This is a genomic window from Alloalcanivorax xenomutans, from assembly GCF_032810065.1.
Classification (GTDB): Bacteria; Pseudomonadota; Gammaproteobacteria; order Pseudomonadales; family Alcanivoracaceae; genus Alloalcanivorax; species Alloalcanivorax xenomutans.
The window spans coordinates 4,153,936-4,176,401 of record NZ_CP136538.1 but is presented as its reverse complement, the minus strand read 5'-3'; the positions used below and the strand labels follow the sequence as shown (position 1 = coordinate 4,176,401).

Genomic DNA, 22,466 nt, shown 5'->3' with positions numbered 1-22,466 from the left:
CTCCTATTTCCGATCCACACGGAAGTGATATTTGAAAGAGTCGCCACGGAAGCTCAGATATTCGAAGTCGATGGGGCGTCCCCGGCGGTCATGGGTAAGGCGTTCCACCCGCAGTACCGGTTCGCCGGGTTGCAGGTTCAGATGAGTGCGGGTGTCCTGATCGGAGAGCGCCGCTTCGATGCGGATGCTTGCTTCACCCAGGGGGATGGCAAAGAGGTTTTCCAACATTGGAAAAATGTCGCCGCTCAGATCCATGCCGAACAGGCGTCGGCCAATATCCAGCGGGAAGTAGCTGCGCTCCAGGGATAACGCCTCACGGTTGAGGAAACGTACCCGGGTCACTTCCACGACATCGTCGCCGCCGCCGAGCCGCAACGCGGCAACCACCGCCTTTGGTGCCTTCAACTGCTGGATGCTGATCAAACGGGCGGAGGCTTCGTATCCTTGCGCGGCCATGGCTTCACCAAAGCCCTGCAGGTGCTCCACGCTCTGCACCGCCTTGGGTTTGCTGACGAAGGTGCCTTTGCCCTGGGCGCTGAATACCAGGCCCTCGTTATGCAGATCGCGCAACGCCTGCCGAATAGTGATGCGACTGACGCCGAAGGCGCCCATCAACTCGCTTTCCGATGGCAGTTTTTCGTGGGGGCGATAGTCGCCTTCGAGAATGCGGCGCCGAAGCTGATCTTTGATCTGTAGGTACAGAGGCTGCGGCGACCGGTTCGATAGCGGCCGGGTCAGGGTTTTGCTCACGGTACTGTCCTCTTGTTATGACAGGTCATGGCATTCATGGGCGTAAACGGGGGCGGCATGAAAACCATCTCAGCCAGCAGCCTGTCCGTTCTGTTGTTCGAACGCGCGCAGGGTTTCACGGCGGATCAGATCCAGGCACTCACGCTTCAGTGCCATGAATTCGGGCCGGGTCAACAGGTCCTGAATGCGTGGACGTGGCAGATCCACGGAAATGTCAGCGATGATGCGGCCAGGGCTGGCACTCATGATCAGAATGCGGTCGGACAGAAACACGGCTTCGTCGATGTCATGGGTGACGAACAAAACGGTGTTGCCGAACTCGCTCCAGATATCCAGCAGGCTCTCCTGCATCATGGTGCGGGTCTGGGCGTCAAGAGCGCCGAACGGCTCATCCATCAGCAACACGCTGGGGTAGTTGGCGAGCGCGCGGGCAATCCCCACACGTTGCTGCATGCCGCCGGACAAGGTGGCAGGAAAGGCATTGGCGTGGGCGGACAAGCCGACCAGGCCTAAAAAGGTGCGCGCCAGACTCATGGCCTCGTTGCGGCCAAGCCCTGACATCAAAGGGCCGAATGCCACGTTGTCGCGCACGGTTTTCCAAGGAAAAAGGGAATGCTGTTGGAACACCATGCCGCGATCCGGCCCAGGGGCCGTGACCGGAGCGCCGTCCACCAGAAGTTCGCCCCGGGTGGGGGTGACGAATCCGGCTACCGCATTCAGTAACGTGGACTTGCCGCAGCCGGAGGGGCCGAGCAGACAGACAAACTCACCGGGTCGGATATCCACCTGAGCGCGATGTACCGCGGTAGCCCAATCGCCACTGCGTTCGAACTCCACCGAGACGTCGCGAATCTCGATATGGCCGCGTTCTCCGCCGGGAGTTTTTGCGCTGCGTTCCGGTGGTTGAGGCAGCCTCTGGATCATATCGATGGCGGACGTCATGGTGTTCTCCTGGGAACGGGTCTGCTCTTGTAAGGCGCTTTCCGGGGTCGATTTGGTGGCTGGTTTCATCGATCGTTCTCCCCTACCTGCCAGCGCAGCAGCGGCCGGCAAAGCAACTTGATCAGGAGTGTGCAGAGCGTGCCGAGACCGCCGATCATCAACATGCCGATGATGATTTGCGGGTACTGGATCAGGGTGTAAGCGGACCAGGTGAAGTAACCGATGCCGTACTGGCCGCTGATGATTTCGCCGGCCAGAAGGGAGAACCAGGCGACACCCATGCCAATGGCGAGACCGGCGACAATGCTCGGCAGTGCACCGGGCAGTACCACATGCCGAAGGATGGCTGCGTTGCTGGCGCCGAGACTGCGTGCCGCCCGTACCAGCACTTTCGGCGTCTGCTCGACGCCGTGCACGGTGTTGATGACGATTGGAAACAGAGCGCCCAGAAAGGTAATGAAGATAATGCTGGATTCTTCGCTGGGCATCATCAGGATGGCCAATGGGATCCAGGCCACCGCCGGTATCGGTCTGAGCAATTCGATGTACGGGGTGATGATGTCTTCGGCGAGACGCGAGCGCCCCATCAGGATGCCCAGCCCGACACCGAGCACCACGGCCACCGCATAAGCGACGGCGATGCGTCGCAAACTGTGCAGAATGTGCAGGTAGAAGTCAGCGCTGGACAGCGCTTCGATCAGCGCCTGGCCCACCACCAGCGGACCGGGCACATTCTCGAAATTGATGAACCAATTGAAGCCACTGCTGGACGCCCAATGCCATATCAGAAGAGCGGCCAGAAGGGCCAGGCCTCGGACCAGATAACGGCGCATGGTTTCCGGCAAGCGTACCGACGCCTGGCGTACCATGGTGGTGGCGTCGGCGGCTGGGGTATCGACCTGGTCGATCACCGGGCTGCCGGTCTCGCCGCCGATGTCGCTATTGTTAAAACTCATTATGCGCTCCTCCCTGACTCGCGATCACCGTTCGGCCAGCGCGTTGTCATTGGGGCTTTGGAGAATTTGCCGGTAGCTGAAAACTCTGCCATCGGTGGCGAAGGCTTCGGCCTCCGGGCGACGCATGAACGCGGCCAGTTGCTCGCCGTTGCGGGCATAGAAGGCGCTTTTACCGAAAAGCTTCAGACCACTGTTCTTGTCGTAGACGTAGGTGGCGTTGATATCGGCGCCGGTCTCATCCGCCTGCCGTTCAGCGACCAGCATGGCATCGATGGAGGGGTAGCCTTTGATGCCGTTGTCGGCGTACCAGATTTCCGCCGGCTGCAATGCTGGATTATCCGGAATCGGGGTGACCATGGTGGCGATCGCCTCGTCGTAGTCGAGGCCGGCGGCGGCGTAGGCGCTACGCAGGTAGCTGTCGTCCACCCAGGCGTCGAAGTTGAGATCCGGAACCTGTTTCTCGTTTTGCAGAAGCTCATGGTCGTACTTCATGGCCGCCACCCAGTCGGGTTTGACACTGGCGTCCATGGTGGTGATGCCACCGTCACTGAAGTACAGATAAAGCACTTCTTTTTCCACACCAGTCCACTTGGAGACCTGTTCGGCGGCACGTACTGGATCGTCCCGGATCCATTGTTGCGCTTCGAGCGTGGCTTCCAGAACCGCCTGCACTACCTCGGGATAGTTCCGGGCGTAGGATTCGCGCACCACGATGCCGTGGAAGGTGGGGATGCCGGCCTGGCGACCGTCGTAAATTTTCCGGCCGGTACCGCGGAATTCCATGATCTCGGACCAGGGGCAGAAATCGGCATGGGCGTCGATTTTACCTGCGGCAATATTGGCGGCGCCCACCGGCGGTGACTGATTGACGATGGTGACCTCGTCGATCAGCCCTTCGTCCCGCAGCGCCTTCAGGGTCATGCCCCAGGCCGCGCTGCCCACCGGGGTGGAAATGGCCTTGCCGGCAAGGTCGGAGAGGGATTGGGCGGGGGAGTCCACCGGTACCACGATGCCATTACCGGTGCCTTCCTTGTTATAGCCGGTGATGGCGATGAAGCGGGTTTCGGCGCGGCCGCCTTCCTGGAACTTGGCGCCATTGACGATCAACGGGTAATCGCCCATGACACCGAAGTCCAGTTTCCCGGCCAGCATCTGGTTGGTGATCGGTGGCCCGGAGTCGTAGTCCTTGAACACAATATCGTAGTCCGCGTCCTGGTACTTACCGGTCCTGGGTAAGTATTTTTCAATCAGATCCAGTTTTTCCAGAACAACACCGCCCGACACGGTGTTGGTCACCATGCTTTGGTGGCCAATGCCAATGCGAATGCTTTCCGCGAGTACCGGTGTCGAAGCGAGCCCGATGAAAATGCTCAAGCAGGCCGCGACGCCGTAGCGTTTGTGATTCATGTCCGGTTTCCTCATTGAGAGTTCACTTGTACTAACAAGACATCACCACTGCTTATAAAACGCATTAGACGTGCCAGTTTTCGAAGGCCTGTTCGTATCCGTATGTTTTATAAGGGCAATTTTCTTGTTTGGTGTTTGCGACGGAATCCGGGCGCAAGGTGCACTTGCCCCTTGCTGGGGCAGATGCACAGTGATGACGCCAGTTTTCGGGACAAGGCGAGGCGTAACGGTACGACAACTAGAACAAGTTGCTGGCCGCGGCGTGATTCCCGTCGGAGATGTCGGGCCGCCCGCGGACGGGTAGGCGGTATCGTCGAGGTGGACGATGCGGAACAGGGTATGAAAGGGCAGAGGAACAGATCAAAGAATGTTTTTAAATATGGATATCCGTTTTTCCTGTCCACGGCACACCTCGCGGCATGGAAATTGCTGCCTTAAAAGGTATGACCGGTCAGGAGAGCCTCCCATGACAACTCTGGATACCACGCACTTACGCCATCTTCTGCGCCATTGGAAAGAACCAATGCAGGGCCAGGATCTAATCAGCAGCAAAGCGCTCAGGAACATATCGGTGGACGGTGGCATCGCGACTTTGAAAGTGTCCCTGGGATTCCCGGCGGACAATTATAAAGAAGAAAGCGCGGCGGGCCTGATCGACTATCTGCGTGTTCATGCCAATGCAATGCGGATGGTCGTGGATATGGAGTGGCAGGTGCGTCCACATCGTGTCCAGGGTGGTATGGAGCCGTTGCCGGAAGTGCGCAACATTATCGCGGTGGCGTCGGGCAAGGGTGGTGTCGGAAAATCCACCACCACCGCCAATCTGGCGCTGGCCTTGCAGGCGGAAGGCGCGCGGGTCGGTATTCTCGATGCGGACATTTACGGTCCCAGCCAGCCGCGCATGATGGGCGTCGACGAACGGCCGCAAAGCGATGATGGCAAACAGATGACGCCGCTGATCGGCCACGGTGTGCAGATCATGTCGGCGGGCTTCATGGTGGAAGAGGATTCGCCGGTGATCTGGCGTGGCTCCATGGTGACCCGGGCACTGACGCAGTTGCTCAAGAATACTCGTTGGCGGGATCTCGATTATCTGCTGGTGGACCTGCCGCCGGGTACCGGCGACGTGCAACTGACACTGGCCCAGCAGATTCCGGTGGCCGGCGCGGTGGTGGTGACGACGCCCCAGGACATTGCCCTGCTGGACGCGCGCAAAGCGTTGCGTATGTTCGAGAAGGTGGACATTCCGGTGCTTGGCGTGATCGAGAACATGAGCACTCATGTGTGCAGCCACTGCGGACATCAGGAAGCGATTTTCGGCAGCGGCGGTGGTGGTCGCATGGCGGAGGATTACCAGGTGCCGTTGCTCGGCCAACTGCCGCTGGATGTGGGTATTCGTACCCAGGCCGATGCCGGGCTGCCATCGGTGCTGGCGCAACCGGACGGCGCGGTGGCACGGCAATATCGAAACGTGGCCCTGGCCATGGCGGGCCGATTGGCCTGCCGGCAGCTGGACCACAAAGCCCGCTTCCCGCGCATCGTGGTGGAGAATCGTTAGGGAATGGATCGCTTACAGGCAATACGCACACGCAGGTATTCGCTGCCAGGGCAGCTCCCACAGGGGACTACGAAGCGGCTGTGAGAGCGAATACCAGCGTGCTCGTCATTCAGGACACTTCCGTCACCGGTTTGTGCTTGGCGAACAACGGTGTCGCCAGAGTGAGGGTGGCGGCGCATAGCAGGGCGCTGCCGCCGATGATGAAAATCAGCGAGCTGTGTTCGGCGCTGGCGTAAATCGGTGCCATCAGGTAGGCAGCCGCCGCTTGCCCGACAGCGAACAGGGCGGTGGCCCGGCCCCAGGCGGTGGCGTGCACATGGGCGGGCACCAGCTCGCCGATGCGGCCCATGGTGGTGGCGACCATGCCGGGGATCAGCGCGCCCACGGTAAAGGACGAGAGCGATACCACCAGCGTTCCCGGTACCAGCATCGGCAGCAGGACCGCGGTTCCCTTCAACGCCAAAGCGGTGAACAGGGTGCGGTGCCAGCCGGCATGGCGGGCAACGGCGCCAACCAGGAACGGGCCACTGATGGCGCCCAGGGCCACCAATCCCCACTGGATCGCCGCCGCCCAGGTGCTGAAGTCCCTTTGTCGTTCCAGATAATCCACCCAGAACACCGTATGCGGTACGAAGCCCACCGCGTCCAGCAGGTAGGCCAGATAGATGGCGGCCAGCACCAGGCCGACGCGGGCCTGCTGTTGTCCTTGCTGGGGCGCTTGCGGCAGGCCCGGCCAGGGGCGCCACACCAGCGCCACCGGTAACAGGGCGATCAGGCCGAGGCCCAGCCAGGTCAGTTCCGGCCCCTGCTGCATCAGCAAGGGCACCAGGGTGGCGGAGATCAGCACGCCGGTGCCGACGCCGGTAAAGATCCAGGCGGTGCCCCGTTTGCGTTTGGATTCCGGTAGCTGGCTGGCGATCAGGGAAGGCGCCACCACCATCAGCAGGGCTCCGGTGACGCCGGCGACGAAGCGCCACAGGCTGAACCACCACACCGGCCCTTGCCACATGCTGGCCAGGAAGCTGACGGCGATCAGCAAGGTGGACAGCTTGATCACCGGGCCGGGGCCAAGCCGGCGTGCCAGACGGCTGGCAAGTACCGCGCCGACCAGATAGCCGAGCAGATTGGTGGCGCCGACGAAACCGGCGTCACGGGCGCTGAGCCAGCCGGCCTCGATCAGCCCCGGCAGTTGCGCGGCGTAGGCGAAACGGCCCAACCCGATCCCGGCCAGGGTGGTGGCCGCTCCCATCAGTATCAGGCGGGTGGGCGAGACGGTGGTGGTCATGGGCGGCTCCAAAGAGAGAGGCGGTCGTTGGCAGGTGCCCAGTTAAGCAGAGTCCGCCTATCACTAAAAATGATTTATACAGATGCTCGGCATCACTGAACTGAATGGGATGGTTCAGGCGTGGAGAAGAGCGTCCTGCTGGCGCAGGCTGATGGCGATCTGCACCAGTTCGGCCAGGGAATCCGCCGCCATCTTGCTCATCATGTTGGCGCGATGGCCTTCCACTGTTTTGCGGTTGATGCCGAGCTTATCGGCCACTTCCTGATTGGACAGGCCGTTGACCACTTCCTCGAACACCTGCCGTTCCCGTTTGGTCAGGCCTTCGTAGCGTTGCCGGTGTACCGCCAGCGCCTGCAGTTTGCGGCGGTGCTGGCGATCCCGCTCGAGGGCGTTCTGGACATGATCGATCAGCACCTGATCGTCGAACGGTTTCTCGATGAACGTCAGCGCGCCGTCGGTGAGAGCGGTCACCGCCATGTCGATGCTGCCGTGGGCGGAGATCATGATCACCGGCAGGTCGATGCCATATTCGGGGAATTTCTTCTGCGCGTTGATACCGCTGAGTTCGGGCATGCGCACGTCCATCACCACGCAACCGCCAGCGCCGGGCTGGAAACGTTCAAGAAACGCCAGGGCGGTTTCATAACAGCGCACCTGCAGCCCCACGGATTCCAGCAGCCATTGCAGGGAGTCGCGCACATCGGCGTCGTCGTCGATGATATGAATGGTTTGCGTCGGTTCGCTGTTTGCCATTGGGATCCGGGTCAATTCGTTGTGGTCGGCGTTTCGTCGTCCGCCAGTGCCAGGGTGAAACAGAAACAGGCGCCCCCTTCTTCCACGGCGAGGGGCCACAGTTCGCCGCCGAGGGATTCCACCAGGGAACGGCTGATCGCCAGGCCCATGCCCAGCCCGTTCTTCTTGGTGGTGAAAAAGCGCTCAAACAGTTTATCCGAGCTGTGCGGCGGCAGGCCAGGGCCCTGATCGCGCACCCGGATCTCCAGTTGCCTGCCGTGCCGCTGTGCCTCCAGCCAGACCTTGAGCGGTGCTTGACCGGCGGGAGTCTGGCAGGCTTCGATGGCATTGACGATCAGATTGAGCAGGATCTGCTCCAACTGAATGCGGTCCGCCACAACCCGGGCGCCGGTCAGAGTCATGCGGTTTTCCAGCACCACATTGTGGCGTTCGGCGTTGGGCTCGCAGAATTGCAGCAGATCGTCGACCACCGGCAGCAAATCCATGGCCTCGTGCACCGGCGCTCTTTTGCGGGTGAAATCCATCATTCGATGGATAATGCCGCCGGCGCGCAGAGCGGTATCCACGGTTTTCTCCAGCGGCACACGCAGGTCCTGCCAGCGCACCTCGGTCTGATCGCCGAAGCGGCGCTGGATGCCGCGCAGATAATTGACGATGCCGGTGAGTGGCTGATTCAACTCGTGGGCCAGGCTCGAAGCCAACTCGCCCATGGTCACCAGCCGGCTGGCGTGTTCGATATCCGCCTGATAGGCCTTCAATTGCGCTTCCGCCGCCTTGGCCGCGCTCAGATCCCGGGCCACCAGGGAAAAATACTCCATGTCGCCGTGATAGGAGCGGTGCGCCAGCAATTCCAGGGAAACCGGAATGGTCTGGCCGCGGCGGTCACGCATGTCCAGTTCACCGCTCCAGTTGCCGCGTCGCAGGGCGGTGGGGAAGGCGGCTTCGCCAAGCAGGCGATAGCTGGTCTCGGTGAACAGCTCCGACAAATTGGCGGATGGGGTGGCGCTGTCCAGGGCCAGCACCTGGCGAGCGGACTCGTTGAGATGGGTGATGCGATGATCCAGGGAAGTGAAGATCACCAGATCGCTGGTGCTTTCCAGCACTCGCGCCAGCCGCCGGTTGGTCTGCTCCGCCTCGATACGGCCGCTGGCGTCCCGGGATACCACCAGGATTTCACGGATGTCACCGGTGCCCGGGTCGCGCAAGGTGCGGCTGGTGCTTTCCAGCCAGGTGTAATGGCCGTCTTTGCAACGGAACCGGTAGGTGTGAGTGTACAGGCCGCGCTCGTAGCGAACGCTGGGTGCGCGTCGCTGAAAATTCTCCACATCGTCCGGGTGATAAAGGTCATAGGCGGAGACACCGACGATTTCCTCGACGCTGTAGCCGAGCAGATGAGTCACCGCCGGTGAGGCATAGATGAAACGCCAGTCCCCGGGCGTGTGCCGGGAGATCATGTCGGTGGACTGCTCGGCCATCTCCGCCAGCAGGCGGTTGCGCTCGGCATCGTCGGTGAGCGCGGTGAAGCCCTCTTCCGGTGTCGGTGTGTCCATGGCGCCGTGGTTGGGTTGCTGGCTAAGGAACATAGTGTACCTCGTGCGGTGCCCAACCACCGCCGGCGTGGCGCCGGCGGTGTTTCCGGGTATCAGCGCAGGAACTTCTGGCTGAAGGTTTTGAATTGCGGGGCGAGGGAATCGCGAACCCACTCGAAACCCACCATTTCCCGGGTGACCACGCGCACGCCCTCGTCGCGCAGGCGTTGCAGGGCAATCTCGGTGTCCAGCGGGTTACGCGCGGAGATCGCATCGGCCACCACGAATACCTTGTTGCCGGCCTGGTGCAGCCCCAGGGCGGTTTGCATCACACAGACATGGGCTTCCATGCCGCACAGCACGAACGTCTTGCCGCGGGCTTCGGAGAGCAGCGAGGCGCATTCCGGCGCGTCGGCGCAGGAGAATACGGTCTTGGCGATGGCGGGGTTGGCGTCACCGGCCAGCTCCAGCAGTTGGTCGGTGGTGGGGCCGACGCCCTTCGGGTATTGCTCGGTGAAGCGCACCGGCACGTCCATCAGCTGCGCTACTTCGATCAGCCAGCGGCAGTTTTTCACCAGGGTTTCGTGTTCATGTACGCCGGGCAGCAGACGTTCCTGAACGTCGATGACCAGCAGGGTGGAATCTTGGGCTTCGATCAGCATGGTCGGGTCCTTAGAGCCTGTTCATAATCTTTACTGGGAGGGGCGGCGGTCCACCATGTTGGTGGCCACGCCCTGGGCTACGATCTTGTCTTTGACGCGGCAGACGGTTTCCAGCTTCACCCGGCGCCGTCTTTCGTCAATCTCCAGCACGGTGGCGGTGGCCACCACGGTATCGCCGATGTGGACCGGCGCCTTGAACGACAGTTGCTGGTCCACATAGATGGCGCCAGGGCCGGGCAGGCGGGTGCCGAGCACGGCGGAGATCAGGCCGGCGCTGAACATGCCGTGCACGATGCGCTGGCCGAACTGGGTGCCGGCAGCGTAGTCCGCGTTCAGGTGCACCGGATTGTCGTCACCGGTGATGCCGGCGAACAGTACCACGTCGGCCTCGGTAATGGTCTTGGCGTAGCTGGCGCTGAGGCCGACTTTCAGATCTTCCAGGTAGTAACCGTGCAGTTCGTCCATCGGGATTCCTTGTTTTACGTAGTGACTCTTTATGTCGTGGCTTTGGTTTATTCACAAGGCGCGAAGCCATCCAGTTAAAGCCAGTGACTCAAAAGTGTAGTGGTTTACACTTTTAAATCCAAGTAGAAATACTTGGTTTTGTAATCGGGCTTTGCTAGTCTCTTGGCCGTCGGTGCCGCACCAGCGTGGAGCGGCCTGGTGGGAGAGAGCAATGATGCAGGATCAGAATGACGGTCTTTGGGAAAAGGCCATCCGCCGACTGGTACCGCTGGGGCTGGAGGCCTGGAACGAGCGGCGGCTGCTGGACGGCAAGCTGACACTGACCCCGGACCTGAACGGCGGTGACGTGGAGCGCCTGATCAAATGGATAGACGCCTGTCTGGCGGACGATGGCGGGCAGGTGGCGGCCCGTGACCGGGCGGTGACCCTGGCGCGGGAATTCAAGGCTCTGAATCACGACGGCCGTGCCCGTTTCCTGATGTTGCTGGCGGAACAATACGCCGTGGACGAGGCGCGGGTGGAGCAGGCCATGGAGCAATGGCGCGCGGCCGGCAGTGAGGGACGCATGCAGGCCGCCCTGGCTCTGCGTGATGCCCTGGAGCCGCCGCGCATGACCTTGCTGACCCGTTTCAATGGCGTGCCGGAGGGAGTCAAGTTCCTGGTGGATCTGCGTGCGGAACTGTTGTCGTTGCGCAAGGAATATCCCCAACTGGCACCGCTGGAAGCGGATCTCAAGCGGTTGCTCGGTGCCTGGTTCGACGTGGGGCTGCTGCAATTGGAACAGATCAGTTGGCAAAGCAGCGCCGAGTTACTGGAAAAGCTCATCGCCTATGAGGCGGTGCACGCGATCCGTGGCTGGAACGATCTGAAGAACCGTTTGCGCCCGGACCGCCGCTGCTTCGCGTTCTTCCATCCCAACATGCCCAACGAGCCGTTGATTTTTGTCGAGGTGGCGCTGGTGGAGGGCATGGCCGGCAGCATCCAGGCGCTACTGGATGAAGACGCGCCGGTGCTGGATGCCCGGCAAGCGGACACCGCGATTTTCTACTCCATTTCCAATGCCCAGGCCGGTCTGGCCGGAATCAGTTTCGGCAACTTCCTGATCAAACGGGTGGTGAAGCTGCTGCGCCAGGAACTACCGCAACTGAAGCAGTTCGCCACCCTGTCGCCGATCCCCGGATTCAGCCGTTGGCTGGAGGGGTTGTCCGACGATGTTCTGGCCGGTTTGCCCGGCGGCGCGGTATGGCGGGACACCGGCAGCGCCGGGGCTCTGCTGGATCCTGAGCGGCTGGATCCCTTGCGTGCCGAGGCGCTGCGGCGGCTGATGGCCTGGTACCTGTGCCGTGAACAACGCCGGGGCCGCTACGCCCTGGATCCGGTGGCCCACTTCCATCTCAGTAACGGCGCTCAGGTGGCCCGGCTGAATTGGGCCGCGGACCTGTCCGAAAAAGGCCGGCGCCAGTCCGCCGGCATGATGGTCAATTATCGCTATGAGCTGCCGCGTATCGAAGCGCGCAGCCAGAGTTACACCGTCGATGGGGCCGTGGCCACGTCGGCATCCATGAAAAAACTGTTGAAGGCGTAAAGTTATGAGCGAGAAACGATTGGCGGTGGTGACCGGCGCCACCGGCGGCTTGGGCGTGGCCATGTGTCAGGCTCTGTGTGATCAGGGCCGCACCGTGGTGGGGACCTACTATCCGGACCCGCAACAGGAACAACAGGCGCGGCAATGGCAGGAAAGCATGGAGCAGCAGGGCTATTCCGTGCACGTCCGTCCCCTGGATGTCACCGACTATGACGCCTGCGCCGTCTTCGCCGCTGATGTGGAAGCGGAGCTCGGCCCCATCGATGTGCTGGTGAATAACGCCGGTATCACCCGGGACGCGCCGATCAAGCGCATGGAGCCGCACTTCTGGCAGGATGTGATCAACACCAACCTGACCTCCATGTACAACCTGTGCCGGGCGGTGTTCGATGGCATGTGCCAACGGGGCTTCGGCCGTATCGTCAACATCTCTTCCCTGAATGGGGAAAAGGGCCAGTTCGGCCAGTGCAACTACGCCGCCGCCAAGGCCGGTGTTTATGGATTCACCCGCTCCATCGCCCAGGAAGGCGCGCGCAAGGGCGTCACCGTCAATGCCGTCTCGCCGGGTTATATTGACACCCCGATGGTGCGGCAGGTGCCGGAGAACATTCTTGAAGGTATCATCGCCGGTATTCCCGTGGGCCGGTTGGGCCAGCCCGACGACATCGCCCGGGCGGTGGCCTTCCTGGCCGCCGACGAGGCGGGTTTCATCACCGGCACGAATCTGTCGGTGAATGGCGGTCAGTACATGAGCTGACGGCACCGCGAACCCCTTACGCGAACAACAAAGACAGAGGATGCCCCATGCCGGAATATAAAGCGCCGCTGCAGGACATGGCTTTCGTGCTCGGCGAGCTGACCGATATCGATGGTCTGGCGGCATTGCCGCCGTTTACCGAAGTGTCCCGTGATTTGGCCGAAGCCGTGCTGGACGAGGCCGGTAAATTGGCTTCGTCGGTGATCGCGCCGCTCAATGCCGACGGCGATCGCCATGGCGTGCGTCTGCAAGAGGATGGCGTGGTTGCCGCGCCCGGTTTCCGTGACGCTTACCAGCGCTACGTGGAAGGCGGCTGGGGCAGTCTGCAGTTCGATCCCGAGTACGGCGGCCAGGGGCTGCCTTTCTCGCTGGCGGTGGCGGTGCAGGAGATGTGGCACGCCGCCAACATGTCCTGGGGGCTTTGCCCTCTGTTGTCCCAGGGCGCGGTGGAAGCCATCGCCGCCAATGCCGACGAGTCTCTCAAGGCCCGCTATTTGCCTGCCATGGTCAGCGGTGCCTGGAGTGGCACGATGAATCTGACCGAGCCGCAGGCCGGTTCCGATCTGGCCGCGGTGAAGGCACGGGCGGTCCCGGAAGGCGATCACTTCCGCGTTACCGGGCAGAAAATTTTCATCACCTGGGGCGATCACGACATGGCCGATAACATCGTCCATCTGGTGCTGGCCCGTTTGCCCGATGCGCCGGAGGGCGTGAAGGGCATTTCCCTGTTCCTGGTGCCCAAGTATTTGCTCAACGAGGACGGCTCCCCGGGCGAACGCAATGATTGCCGGGCCATCTCGCTGGAACATAAGATCGGCATTCACGCCAGTCCCACCTGCGTCATGAGCTACGGCGACAATGGCGGCGCCATCGGTTACCTGGTCGGCAAGCCCAATCAGGGACTGGCCTGTATGTTCACGATGATGAACAACGCCCGTCTCACGGTGGGATTGCAGGGCGTGGCCGTCGCTGAACGGGCCTGTCAGCAGGCACGCGAATACTGCCGCGAAAGGGTGCAGGGTGTGGCTCCCGGACAACGTGAGGCGGGGCCGATCGTCGGTCACCCGGACGTGCGTCGTATGCTGATGACCATGAATGCGCTCACCGAGGCGGGGCGCGCGCTGGCCTACGTGGGCTGCGCCGAAGTGGATCGGGTGCACGGTGAAAGCGATCCGCAACGCCGGGCCCGTCATCAGCGGCGCCTGGATTTGCTCACGCCGCTGGTGAAAGGCTGGTGCACGGAGATGGCCCAGGAAGTCACGTCCCTGAACGTGCAGTGTCATGGCGGTATGGGGTTCATCGAGGAAACCGGTGCCGGGCAGTTGTTCCGGGATGCGCGCATCCTGCCGATCTACGAAGGCACCAACGGCATTCAGGCGATGGACCTGGTGGGGCGCAAGACCTTGCGTGATCGCGGTACCGCCATGTTTGAGATGCTGGAGGAGATGGATGCGTTTCTGGCCGAGCCGCACCTGGAGAGTGTGTTGGGCTCTGAACGCAAAGCGCTGTTGACGGATGCGGTGGTGGCGGTAGCCGACGCCACGGAATTCTTGCTGGGCGCCAGCGACAGTGCCACGCTGCCCGGCGCTATCGCTTTCCACTATTTGATGCTGAGCGCCACCGTGGTGGCTGCCTGGCAAATGGGCCGCGCGGCGCTGAGCGTGGCGGAAGACGATTCCCCGTTCGCTCGCCGCAAACGGCATCACGTCCACTTTTACCTTGAGCAGATATTGCCCCGTTATCTGCATCACGCCCGGGCTTTGCGTTTCGGTGACGATACACTGATGGCACTGCCCGAAGAGCTGCTATAGGGCCAGTTCACACTATTTCCATCGCGCCCGTTGCGGCTAAAACGTCACCAATCCAGGCCCCAGGAGAAAACCATGTACATCAACGGTGAATGGATCAACAAGGACAACACCTTCGCGGTGTTCAACCCCGCCACCAACGAGCAGATCGGTACCGTCGCCGACGCTGACGACGCTGATATCTCGGCGGCCATCGAAGCGGCCAATACCGCCTTCGCGTCCTGGTCCGCCACCACCGCCTATGAACGGGCGGCGCTGTTGTACAAGGCCCACGGGCTGATGCTGGCGCGCAAACGGGAGCTGGCGGAATTGATGACCCGCGAGCAGGGCAAACCCCTCAAGGCGGCGCTCAACGAAGTGGGTTACGGTGCCGACTTTCTGCTGTGGTTCGCCGAGGAAGCCAAGCGCATGTACGGCGAAACCATTCCATCCGCCCGCGCTAACCAGCGTTTCTGGGTACAGCAGCATCCGGTGGGCGTGGTCGGCGCGATCACGCCGTGGAATTACCCGATCTCGATGATCACCCGCAAGCTGGCGCCGGCGGTGGCGGCGGGCTGCACCATCGTGTTGAAACCGGCGGAAGCGACGCCGCTGTGCGCCCGGGCCATGTTCGAGATTTTCCACGAGGCCGGTTTCCCGCCAGGCGTGGTGAACCTGATCACCAAACAGGATCCGAAGCCGGTGGGCGAGGCATTCTGCACCCATCCGCTGGTGAAAAAAATTACTTTCACTGGTTCCACTCCCGTGGGCAAGTACCTGTCCGGGCTGGCCGGCGGCCATCTCAAACGGGTTTCCATGGAGCTGGGTGGTCATGCACCGGCCATTGTCTTCAATGATGTGGATCCGGTGCATGCGGCCAAAGGGTTGTCCCTGGTGAAATTCCTCAACACCGGGCAGGCCTGCATCAGTCCCAATCGCATCTTCGTTCAGCGCGACATCATCGAACCGTTCCTGGCGGAGATGAGCAACCGCATCGCCAAACTGAAGGCCGGCAACGGCATGGAAGAAGGTATCAGCATCGGCCCGTTGATCAATCAGGCGGCCATCGACAAGGTGGCCGGTCAGGTGGACGACGCGGTGGCCAAGGGCGCCCGCCTGATGCAGGGCGGCGAGCGTCTGTTCGCCGGTGAGGCGGATCGCGGCCATTTCTATGCGCCGACCCTGCTGGCGGACGTGACCCCGGACATGCGTATTTACCGCGAGGAGACGTTCGGCCCGGTGGCGCCGGTGATTCCCTTCGACAACGAAGAGGAAGTGCTGGCCATGGCCAACGACACCCATTACGGGCTGGCGGCCTACGTGTACACCGAGAAGCTGTCCCGGGCGATTCGCATGTTCGAAGGTCTGCGGTTCGGCATCATCGGCATCAATGACATCAATCCCACCAGCGCGGCGGCGCCGTTCGGTGGTATGAACGAAAGCGGTCTGGGGCGCGAGGGGGCCCGCGAAGGCTTGCTGGAATATCTGGAAACCAAGCTCGGTGGCGTGGCGGTCTGACCGCCGGACAGCTCCGGCTCCGTTGAAAGGCCCGCTTTGGCGGGCCTTTTTATTTTGGGTATTTTCGCTTGATTAAAAAGGTATATATACCTAGTATTCAGGGGAAAACCCCTGATTCAAAAAAACGGCATTGCCGCCGCATCGATAACGCCAATAAAACCGGATAACGGAGAACAACATGAGTCTGCGAAAGAGAGCGGACGGGGGCGAACAGCCCTCGACGCTGGGTTTCCTCAAGCTGCGCATTCCTTTTGTCCACTACAAGCTGGAATTGCCGGACATCCTGCAAGGGGCGATTCTGTGTGTGGTGCCCCTGAGTATTTCCGGCCTGATGACTTCGGTGCTGGGCATCCCCTTCGAAGTCGCCGTGGCCTTCGTGGTGATCAACAATTTTCTGTTCATGCTGCATGGCCATTTCGGCGACCCGGCGGTATCCGGCTGGATCACCGCGGGTATCCCTTTGTATGTGGCTTTTCTGTCCGGTTACCCGGAAGGCGACGCCCGGATTCTCGCCCTGGTGGCGTTACAACTGACTGTGGCGGCGGTGTTCTTCGCCATGGGGCTGTTCAAAGGGGCCGATGTGCTGGTGCGCAAGATGCCCATGTCGCTGAAAGCGGGGATTCTGATTGGCGCCGGTTTCTCCGCGGTGATGACCGAGTTTTCCGATACCGGCCGGGTCTGGTCCATGCCGATCACCATTCTGCTCGGGGCCACGCTCGGGTTTTTCATGCTGTTCTCCAGAACCGCGGCGCCGTTGCGCGAGCGCTACCCGATGTTTCGTTTCATTGCCCAGTACGGTATCGCCGTGCCATTCCTGATTGCCTATGTGTTCGGCATTCTGATTGGTGAGGTGCAGGCGCCGAGTCTGCAATGGGGCTGGGTCTCGCTGCCGTTTGGCGAGATGCTCGACAGCTATACCGTGTTTGGTCTCGGCTGGCCGTCTTATCAATACTTCCTGGATGCTCTGCCACTGGCGCTGGCCGCTTATGTGATCGCGTTTGGTGATGTGCTGGTGATCGATTCGCTGTTCAAGAACGCGGATAAGGTACGCAAGGACGAGAAGCTGGTATTCAGCCCGCGCCGCAACAGCATCATCGCCGGTATCCGTAATCTGTTTCACGGGCTGTGCGCGCCTTTCATCAGTCTGTCCGGGCCGTCCTGGACCGGTGGCCAGGCACTGGTGGTCAATCGCTACATGAACAACGATCGCAAGGCCATGGACAGCTATTGGGGTGGGGCCAACAGCATTTACTGGGGCATGAGCATCGCGCTGTTATTGCTGCCGGTGGTGTCCCTGTTCAAGCCGGGCTTGAACATCGGTCTGGCGCTGACGCTGCTGATCCAGGGCTATCTGTGCGGATACCTGGCGGTGGAGATGCTCGGCAAGGGCTCCAATCTGCAACGTGGCGTGGCGGTGATCGTCGGCGCCATTCTGGCCACTAAAGGCGCGGCCTGGGGGCTGGGTGCGGGTCTGATTCTGTGGCTGGTACTGGAACGTGATTGGCTCGCCGGTGACAGCCGCACGGCTTCCGGTGCCGCCGAGCCCGCCGGCTCCGAGTAAGCGTAATAATCCCGCGAAAACAACAAAGTGACACAACCATCCGGCGCCCCGTGAACGGCATGGGGCGCCCTCAATTCAGGAGATTCCGATCATGTCCAGCACCCTTGCTTTCGATGCGGACCTGACGCCCAATGCCGCCAATTTCTCGGCTCTGACGCCGCTCACCTTTCTGACCCGTACCGCGCTGGCGCATCCTTATCGCACCGCGGTGATTCATGGCCCGGTACGGCGCACCTGGGGCGAGACCCATCGGCGCTGCTTGCGGTTGGCCTCGGCGCTGCGAGCCATGGGGGTGGGGCCCGGTGACACGGTGGCGGCGTTGCTGCCCAATGTGCCGGAAATGCTGGAGCTGCATTTCGCCGTACCGATGCTGGGGGCGGTGCTCAACACCCAGAACACCCGCCTGGATGCGGCATCCATGGCGTTCATGCTGGATCACGGGCAAGCCAAGGTGTTCTTCACCGATCCGGAATTCCATGACCGCAGCCGGGAGGCATTGTCTCGCTGTTCGGTCTCCCCTCTGGTGGTGGATGTGGAAGACCCGACTTTCGAGGGCGGTGAACGGGTTGGGGAACTGACCTTCGATGAATTGATGGCGCGCGGAAGTGACGATTTCACTTGGCGGGAGCCGGCGGATGAATGGCAGGCAATCACGCTGAACTACACCTCCGGCACCACCGGCGATCCCAAAGGCGTGGTCTACCACCACCGCGGCGCCTACCTGAATGCCTTGAGCAACATCATCGGTCTGGGGCTGCCTCAGGGCGCGGCCTACCTTTGGACACTGCCCATGTTCCACTGCAATGGCTGGTGTTTTCCCTGGGCGGTGACCGCCGTGGCCGGCACCCACGTGTGTCTGCGCCAGCCGCACCCGGAGCCGATTTTCCGTGCCATCAGCGAGCACAAGGTGACCCATTTCTGTGCCGCCCCGGTGGTACTGAACATGATGATCAACGCGCCGGAAGAGCAACGACAGCCCTTCGATCACACCGTGACCGTGGCCACCGGCGGCGCCGCGCCGCCGGCCGCCACCATCGCCGCCATGGAAAAGCTGGGGATCAACATCGTCCATCTGTACGGGCTCACCGAAACCTATGGGCCCAGTCTGGTGTGTGAATTCCAGGACCCGTGGGCGACGCTGTCCCTGGAAGACAAGGCCGACAAGGTGGCGCGGCAGGGGATTCTGTCGCTGTCGATGACCGACATGATGGTGGCTGATCCGGAGACGATGACACCGGTACCCCGCAACGGCGTCAGCCTGGGTGAGCTGTTCGTGCGCGGGCACAGCGTCATGAAAGGCTATCTGAACAACCCCGGAGGCACTGAAAAAGCCTTCGCCGGCGGCTGGTTCCATACCGGTGACCTGGGAGTGTGGCATGAGGACGGTTACGTGGAGATCAAGGACCGCTCCAAGGACATTATCATCTCCGGTGGCGAGAACATTTCCACCCTGGAAGTGGAGAGCGTGCTGTACGCCCACCCCGCGGTGCTGGAAGCCGCGGTGGTGGCCGGCCCTGATCCGCATTGGGGAGAAATTCCCTGCGCCTTCATCGCCTTGAAGGGCGGGCTTTCGGTCAGCGAGGAGGACATCGTCAGCCATTGCCGAGAAGGGCTGGCCGGTTTCAAGTGCCCGAAAAAAGTGTTCTTCGTCGACGAGTTGCCGAAAACCTCCACCGGAAAATTCCAGAAACACGTGTTGCGCGAGCAACTCAGCGCCTGATTTTCCCTGCGTTCTTCCGGGGGGCGCTCCCCCGGAAGCTTTTTTGCCGCTCATCCTTTGGTCAGGCCATTGAAGGCCAAGGCCTCCAGTGCGTCTCTCCAAAGAACCCCGTCAGTCCGACTGAAACCTGTCCGCGAGCAATTCCTTATCCCCAATTTGGGGGATGCGGATGGATGGGGGCTAATGGTTTCCTGATGCCATAGAACGATTTCAATAGTACTGGAGGGGTTATGAAAGCATTCAAATATGGATCATTGGCACTGACGGTGATGCTCGCCGCTTGTGGAGGAGGAGGTTCGTCATCCAGCGGCGACGGTGGTGGTGAGCCCGACCCTTCCGTACAAACTGAAACCGGTGTATTCACCGATAGCGCGGTGGCTGGCATCAACTACCAGACCTCTCCCGGAAACAAGAGTGGCAAGACCAATGCTCAGGGGGAGTACGATTATGTCGAGGGAGACACTGTCACCTTCAGTATTGGTGACACCGAACTGCCCGCGGTAACGGCAACCGGGCGTGTGACACCGGCGGATATGGCCGATGGTAACGATCCGGACGTCGTGACCAATATATTGCGCTTATTGCAGACTCTGGACAGTGACGGCAATCCAGACAATGGCATTACCATTAGTCAGCAAACCCTTGATGACTTTATTGGCAAGGATGTGGAGGTTAATCAACCTGCTGCTGCCTTTGAAGCTGAGGCGGAAACCGCTATTGGGAAAACTCTGGTAACGGCGGAGGAGGCCGAGGCGCATTTCGCCGCTTCCCAGCAGGCCGATCTGCGTGGTAGCTGGTTGGTACTGGAAAATGGAGAAGCGTCAAAACGCAATGTCCTGACCTTCCTGGATTACAATCGTTACATCGTCTCTCATTCCTATAGCAATGAAGATCAGGGTGCCGCCACGGCTGAATGGGGCTCTTATGACTGGAATCCTGGCACCGGGAAAATCACCTTTGCCCTGGAAGAGGAATCCGATGGACAGGGCGGCCTCACCTGGGCTGGCGACGGGGTCGAGGACGATCAGGTTGTCACCGCTGATCTGGTATGGGCTGGTGATCAACTGCACTTTGATCTTGGTGACGGCGACTCGTTCAGTGCTTCCCCCATCAAGGATGCGGATAACCCCCTTGTCGGGGCCTGGTATCTGCCGGAAGAATACGGCTTCAATGTACTGACCATCCTGGACGATTCCCACTACACCGTTTCTCACAACAGGAATGAAGTGAATATTAACGGTGGTTCTCTGGTTTCCTCGGAATGGGGCACTTACAGTATCAGCGAAGACGTATTTCAGGTAACCGGCGTGGAGGTGGAAACTGATGGCCGTGGAGGTTTTTCCGATGCGGATTCAGATTCCGGAGCTCTGTCGACTCCCATTGAAGTAACGCCTTATGGCGATCTTCGGATGGAAATGGATATAGAAGCCTCCGCGTTTACCCGTATCGGTCGTTTCGCGGTCGATCTGGAGGACCTCGACGGGAATGTCAGCACTGTTGTTGTCGAGCGTGAGGAAGAAGGCTTCTTCGAAGGGATGGAAGTTGGTTTCAGCATTGATCTGGTTGGCGAAGATGACACGGCCAATATTTATCTCAACGCGGATGGTACAGGTACGGTCACCTTCTCTCCTGGTACCGAGGACGAAGAATCAAGCACCATTGATGCACCCTGGACAGCCACGGCAGGCGGCACTCTGATGTTTACTGAAACCATGTTGGACGATTCCACAGGCAGTTGGACGCTTGCGCCCATCAAGAATAGTGACTCGAGTTCTGTGCTCGTCGATTTCCGCCATATTGATGGTGGCAGCGAGAGCTTGCTCGGGTTTTTCATCAGTGACGTGGCAAATCCCGCCGCAGAAAATACTCCTCAGTAATGCCTTGTAATCAATAGCGTGGAAAGGGGAGCAATGTCTCCCCTTTCTTCCGTTGGCAGAGCATCAGGAAAAGCCGCGATGGTCTGATGGAGACTCGGGGGCAAGCCCAAGATGACGTGAGTTGGGGGCAAGACCGGAGTGACGGAGAGGCGTGTTAACGCAACAACGCCGCCAGAATCCGGCTGATCAGTTCCCCCTGCCGGGAGCAGCCGGTTTTCTGGAAGATATGTTTGATCTGCGTGCGTACGGTGGAGACCCCGCGGCCCAGTTGCCCGGCGATGGTCTGCACGTCATGCCCCGCCACTAACCGTTCACAAACCTGCGCTTCAGCCCGGGTCAAATCGAAATAGGTCGCGATATGTTCCGCGCTGGGAAGAAGGCGGTTGTCCGGTTCATAGACGCTGACCAGGGCACCTCCGGCAAGCAGTTCGCTGCTTTCGATGGGACGGATCACGAAGATCAGCGGCGTTCGCCCTGCACGTTTGAGAAACAGGGTCTCGCTGTAGTAGCCCTCCTTGCCCATGCTGGAGCGAACCACCTGGGCTGAGGTGCGAAAGAAGGCGGCCTGCACGTCCTCTTCGGCAAAGTTGAAGCGTTCGTCGCGGATGCGAAGGCAGCGCTCTCGGTTGATCAAAGCGCGGGCGGCCTTGTTGGAATACAGCACGGTGGCCAGGCTGTCGAGTACAAAGGTGGCATCGGGGAGAACATCAATGACCGCTGACAGGGATGACGCTGCCTTGCTGCGGGTTTCCAGTTGCCGATATAGCTGCACGGTCTGGCGGATATGAGGAACCAGCCGGTTGAGGGCACTCAGTTCCGCCTGCTGATAAGGTCCCTGACCCACTGTGCGCTGAATGGTCAGGACAAAGGTGTGGGTGCGGGTGCTGTCAACCACCAGCCAGGCGGAGTCCAGCATGTCTTGCTCGTTCTCCCATTTGGAGTAATCGGCGTCGGGTTGAAAATCCGGCAGCAGCGGCAGGGCTGACTGGAAGAGCCCTGGTGCCTGTTTGATTGCCTGATTGCTCACCACATCCTGGGCGATCATGTTGTTTTCCAGATACCAGTCAAGGAACTCTTCCGACAGGCCGTGATACCAAAGATGTTCCATGCGCAGGGGCTGACGGTGAATCACCAATAGCTGGGCGGCACAGCCGTTGATGGCGCCAGTCAGTTTTTCCAGAAAGGCGTGAAAGCCTTCCTGGTGAGTCAGCGAGCGGTACAGTGTTTGAAGCAGATCAGGCTCATTCTGTAGTACTGGTGCCATGGTTTTTCCTGGTTGTCATTGGGACATCCCCTACACAAATTCAGCTCTGCCATCCCGGGTCCGGTTCGCGATGACAGTGCGCGGGATGAC

18 protein-coding genes are annotated in these 22,466 nt (G+C 60.8%); 8 read left to right on the top strand and 10 right to left on the bottom strand.

What is annotated here, in order from left to right; translation table 11 throughout:
• Positions 1–3: 3 nt before the first annotated feature.
• The 4 genes from RYH70_RS19295 to RYH70_RS19280 form a co-directional block, all read right to left on the bottom strand.
• On the bottom strand, positions 4–750 hold the full coding sequence (locus tag RYH70_RS19295; protein ID WP_014996439.1) for a GntR family transcriptional regulator: 747 nt from the start codon (positions 748–750) through the stop codon (positions 4–6).
• A 69-nt stretch (positions 751–819) separates the two neighbouring features.
• Positions 820–1,761, bottom strand: coding sequence for an ABC transporter ATP-binding protein (locus RYH70_RS19290; RefSeq protein WP_233917354.1), 942 nt, complete (start codon positions 1,759–1,761; stop codon positions 820–822).
• On the bottom strand, positions 1,758–2,648 hold the full coding sequence (locus RYH70_RS19285; RefSeq protein ID WP_233917356.1) for an ABC transporter permease: 891 nt from the start codon (positions 2,646–2,648) through the stop codon (positions 1,758–1,760). Before RYH70_RS19285 ends, RYH70_RS19290 begins: the two co-directional genes overlap by 4 nt.
• 24 nt (positions 2,649–2,672) lie before the next feature.
• Complete coding sequence (locus RYH70_RS19280; protein WP_163122106.1) at positions 2,673–4,055, bottom strand: ABC transporter substrate-binding protein; 1,383 nt, start codon at positions 4,053–4,055, stop codon at positions 2,673–2,675.
• 466 nt (positions 4,056–4,521) lie between these two features.
• Between RYH70_RS19280 and apbC the strand changes: the two genes are divergently transcribed.
• The gene (gene apbC / locus RYH70_RS19275) at positions 4,522–5,613 is read left to right on the top strand and encodes an iron-sulfur cluster carrier protein ApbC (protein ID WP_163122103.1); all 1,092 of its coding nucleotides are present in this window, start codon (positions 4,522–4,524) and stop codon (positions 5,611–5,613) included.
• Positions 5,614–5,722: 109 nt separating this feature from the next.
• Here apbC and RYH70_RS19270 read toward each other — a convergent pair whose 3' ends face one another.
• The 5 genes from RYH70_RS19270 to RYH70_RS19250 form a co-directional block, all read right to left on the bottom strand.
• Positions 5,723–6,898 carry a YbfB/YjiJ family MFS transporter gene (locus tag RYH70_RS19270; protein ID WP_055100438.1) on the bottom strand — a complete coding sequence of 392 codons (1,176 nt, stop codon included), beginning with the start codon at positions 6,896–6,898 and terminating at the stop codon, positions 5,723–5,725.
• Positions 6,899–7,012: 114 nt separating this feature from the next.
• Positions 7,013–7,651, bottom strand: coding sequence for a response regulator transcription factor (locus RYH70_RS19265; RefSeq protein WP_022994817.1), 639 nt, complete (start codon positions 7,649–7,651; stop codon positions 7,013–7,015).
• A gap of 11 nt (positions 7,652–7,662) precedes the next feature.
• The gene (locus tag RYH70_RS19260) at positions 7,663–9,234 is read right to left on the bottom strand and encodes an ATP-binding protein (protein WP_233917359.1); all 1,572 of its coding nucleotides are present in this window, start codon (positions 9,232–9,234) and stop codon (positions 7,663–7,665) included.
• Between the two features lie 59 nt (positions 9,235–9,293).
• Positions 9,294–9,842: a hydrolase gene (locus RYH70_RS19255; RefSeq protein ID WP_014996431.1), complete on the bottom strand. Its 549-nt coding sequence runs from the start codon at positions 9,840–9,842 to the stop codon at positions 9,294–9,296.
• Positions 9,843–9,872: 30 nt separating this feature from the next.
• Positions 9,873–10,307: a MaoC family dehydratase gene (locus tag RYH70_RS19250; protein WP_014996430.1), complete on the bottom strand. Its 435-nt coding sequence runs from the start codon at positions 10,305–10,307 to the stop codon at positions 9,873–9,875.
• A gap of 211 nt (positions 10,308–10,518) precedes the next feature.
• On the opposite strand from RYH70_RS19250, the gene RYH70_RS19245 reads away from it, so the two are divergent.
• The 7 genes from RYH70_RS19245 (at position 10,519) to RYH70_RS19215 (ending at position 21,112) form a co-directional block, all read left to right on the top strand.
• The gene (locus tag RYH70_RS19245; RefSeq protein ID WP_097057626.1) at positions 10,519–11,892 is read left to right on the top strand and encodes a malonyl-CoA decarboxylase; all 1,374 of its coding nucleotides are present in this window, start codon (positions 10,519–10,521) and stop codon (positions 11,890–11,892) included.
• A 4-nt stretch (positions 11,893–11,896) separates the two neighbouring features.
• Complete coding sequence (gene phbB / locus RYH70_RS19240) at positions 11,897–12,649, top strand: acetoacetyl-CoA reductase (RefSeq protein WP_022994821.1); 753 nt, start codon at positions 11,897–11,899, stop codon at positions 12,647–12,649.
• Between the two features lie 47 nt (positions 12,650–12,696).
• Positions 12,697–14,460, top strand: coding sequence for an acyl-CoA dehydrogenase (locus tag RYH70_RS19235; RefSeq protein ID WP_317009530.1), 1,764 nt, complete (start codon positions 12,697–12,699; stop codon positions 14,458–14,460).
• Between the two features lie 72 nt (positions 14,461–14,532).
• Positions 14,533–15,954: an NAD-dependent succinate-semialdehyde dehydrogenase gene (locus RYH70_RS19230; RefSeq protein WP_055100440.1), complete on the top strand. Its 1,422-nt coding sequence runs from the start codon at positions 14,533–14,535 to the stop codon at positions 15,952–15,954.
• 178 nt (positions 15,955–16,132) lie between these two features.
• On the top strand, positions 16,133–17,515 hold the full coding sequence (locus tag RYH70_RS19225; RefSeq protein WP_022994824.1) for a hypothetical protein: 1,383 nt from the start codon (positions 16,133–16,135) through the stop codon (positions 17,513–17,515).
• A 91-nt stretch (positions 17,516–17,606) separates the two neighbouring features.
• Complete coding sequence (locus tag RYH70_RS19220) at positions 17,607–19,235, top strand: AMP-binding protein (RefSeq protein ID WP_317009529.1); 1,629 nt, start codon at positions 17,607–17,609, stop codon at positions 19,233–19,235.
• Between the two features lie 230 nt (positions 19,236–19,465).
• Entirely contained in the window at positions 19,466–21,112 is a 1,647-nt protein-coding gene (locus RYH70_RS19215; RefSeq protein WP_063141084.1) for a hypothetical protein, read from the top strand.
• 154 nt (positions 21,113–21,266) lie between these two features.
• Here the strand turns inward: RYH70_RS19215 and RYH70_RS19210 are convergent, their stop codons facing one another.
• A complete protein-coding gene (locus tag RYH70_RS19210) occupies positions 21,267–22,376 on the bottom strand; it encodes a helix-turn-helix transcriptional regulator (RefSeq protein ID WP_116027827.1) in 1,110 nt (369 codons plus the stop codon).
• Positions 22,377–22,466: the final 90 nt, after the last annotated feature.